The organism is Acidisoma sp. (assembly GCF_035492295.1).
GTDB lineage: Bacteria > Pseudomonadota > Alphaproteobacteria > Acetobacterales > Acetobacteraceae > Acidisoma.
Map to the genome: position 1 here is coordinate 1 of NZ_DATJJK010000101.1, position 2,790 is coordinate 2,790.

The 2,790-nt window shown below is 65.8% G+C and carries 2 protein-coding genes and 1 pseudogene; all 3 read left to right on the plus strand.

Going from position 1 to position 2,790, the window contains the following annotated elements:
* On the plus strand, window positions 1–900 hold a 900-nt coding region (locus VL752_RS07410), incomplete at its 5' end, for an HlyD family secretion protein (RefSeq protein ID WP_325353694.1).
* Entirely contained in the window at window positions 897–2,456 is a 1,560-nt protein-coding gene (locus VL752_RS07415; RefSeq protein ID WP_325353696.1) for a DHA2 family efflux MFS transporter permease subunit, read from the plus strand. The genes VL752_RS07410 and VL752_RS07415, both read left to right, overlap by 4 nt.
* Before the next feature lies 1 nt (window position 2,457).
* Window positions 2,458–2,790 (plus strand): annotated as a pseudogene (locus VL752_RS07420) (hypothetical protein); the annotation flags it as partial.

The window sequence follows — 2,790 nt, forward strand, 5'->3', positions numbered from 1 at the left end:
CCCCGAGTCTCGGGCTATGTCAGTGCCGTTCTGGTGGCCGACAACCAGGCCGTGGCGGCGGGCCAGCCGCTGGTCCGCATCGATCCCGAAAACTATCGGGCGACCCTGACCCAGCAAATGGCGGCCCAGGATGCCCGGAACGCCGATGTCACGGTCGCCGAGGCGCAGCTGCAACAGCAACTGGCCGGGGTCGACCAGGCGCGCGCCCGCCTCAAGGGCGATCAGGTGGATGCCGCCTACGCCGCCCATGAGGCGACACGCTATCGCGGACTTGCCGCGACGGGCGCCGAGCCGCAGGAAAAACTCGCCCAGATGGTCAATCAGCGCGACCGTGCACAGGCAACGGTCGCGACCGATAGCGCGGCACTTTCGGCCGCCCAAAGCCAGGTCGAGACGACCCGCGCCCAGATCGCACAGGCGCGTGCCCAGGCGGAAGCGGCGCAGGCCGCCGTCGCCTCTGCCCGGCTCGATGTCGCCCATACCGAGATCACGGCCAGTATCGCAGGCAGGGTCGGGGACCGGACGGTCCGCGTCGGCCAATATGTCCAGCCCGGCACGCGGTTGCTCACACTCGTCCCGGTCCAGAACATCTACGTCACCGCCAATTTCAAGGAGACTCAGCTCGCCCGCATTCGCATCGGCCAGCGCGCCGTTGTCTCGGTCGATGCGCTCGGGGGGCGCAGCCTGGATGCGGTGGTGCAGAGCATGGCCCCCGGTACGGGCGCGCAATTCTCCATCCTGCCGCCGACGAATGCGACGGGCAACTTCACCAAGATCGTGCAGCGCGTGCCGGTGCGGCTGCATCTGCAGACGGATGATGACACAAAGATATGGCTCGTTCCGGGCCTCTCGGCCACGGTCACGATCGATACGGCGCAGAAGGCTGACGACAGGACATGAGTGAGCCGCAAAAAGCGAGCACGGCCGACTGGATCGCGGTTTTTGCCGGCGCGCTCGGCGCGCTGGTGGCGACGCTCGACATTTCGATCGTCAATTCCGCCCTGCCCGAGATCCAGGGCGAGATCGGCGCCACGGGAACCGAAGGCACCTGGATTTCGACCGGCTATCTCGTCTCCGAAGTTGTCATCATCCCGCTCACTGCCTGGCTCACCCGGTTGCTTGGCACGCGCACGCTGCTGCTGATCAGCGTCGTGACCTTTACCGTCTTTTCCATGACCTGCGGCCTGTCGCATAGCCTGCCCATGATGATCCTCGGCCGCGTCGGCCAGGGCTTTACCGGCGGCGCTTTGATCCCGGCCGCGCAGACCATCATCCGCACCCGCCTGCCAGCGCGGCAGATGCCGGTCGGCATGGCGATCTTCGGCCTCATCGTGCTCCTCGGACCGCTGGCGGGGCCCGTGCTCGGCGGCTGGCTGACCGAGAATGTCAGCTGGCGATGGTGTTTCTTCATCAACCTGCCCGTTGCGATCGGGCTGATGACGCTTCTTTTGATCGGCCTGAAGCACGAAAAGATCCGCTGGGAGGTGCTGCGCACGGCTGATTGGCTCGGCATCCTGGGCCTCGCCACCTGCCTCAGCTCACTGACAGTGGTGCTGGAAGAGGGTCAGCGGGAGCAGTGGTTCGATTCCGATCTCATCTGCATTCTCTCTGTCGCTTCCGTCATCGGTTTCATCCTGTTGATGGTCGCGCAGGCAACCGCGCCGCATCCGGTGATCAAGCTGCGCCTTCTGCTTGAACGCAGCTATGCAAGCGTGATCGTTATCGTGCTGACGATCGGCACCGCCCTCTACGGAATGCTGTACGTCCTGCCGCAGTTCCTCGGCACCGTCTCGGGCTACAACGCGCTGCAGACGGGGCGGGTGCTGGTCCTGTCTGGCATTCCTGCCTTTCTCCTGATGCCGATTCTGCCCAGGATGCTGGAGAAGATGAATCTCCGAATCTCCGTCATCATCGGTCTCCTCTGCTTCGCCGGCGGATGCTTTCTCAATCTGCATCTGACCGGGGAGAGCGACGGCGCGGCCTTCGTCGCGTCTCAGCTCCTCATCGGTACCGGGCAGATGCTCTCCCTTCTGCCCTTGAACCAGGCCTCGGTCGGCGCCGTGAGCAAGGAGGACGCGCCCGATGCCGCCGGCCTCTACAACATGGCGCGCAACCTGGGCGGCTCCATCGGCCTCGCCCTTCTCGGCACCTTCATCGACCGGCGCGACGAGTTCCACACCGACATCCTGCGCAGCACGCTCGATGCCAATGCTCCCCTGGTGCAGGAGCGGCTCTCGGCGATGACTGCAAGCTTCGCGCGGAACGGCGCGGACCAGGCCTATGCGCAGAGCCAGGCGCTCGCTTCTCTTTCACAGACCATCGATCTTCAATCTCTCGTCATGACCTATTCGGATTGCTTCTGGGTGCTGGGTGTCGCGCTCCTCGCCTCTATTCCGCTCACCCTCCTCTTGAAAACACCACGGCGGCAGGCCGACGCTGTGTTGGGCGGGCATTGACATGGGCGCGATGATACGCGGCCGGGCAGGGTTGCTTGTGGCTTGTTCCGCGCTGCTGCTCCAGGGCTGCATGGTGGGGCCGGACTATAAGGGCCCGCCGTCCATGGCCGCGGCCTCGGGCGAGGCTTTCGTGCGGGGGCAGGGCGTGCGGAGTGGTGCCGCAATCTCCGTCGCCGACTGGTGGACGGTGCTGGCCGACCCGACGCTCGACCGTCTGGAGACGGCGGCGCTTGCCGCGAGCCCCGATCTCGCGGCGGCGGAAGCGCGGGTGCGAGAAGGCCGTGCCAAACTCGCCTCGCAGCAAGCGGAGCTTCTGCCCACGACCGGCGCGAGC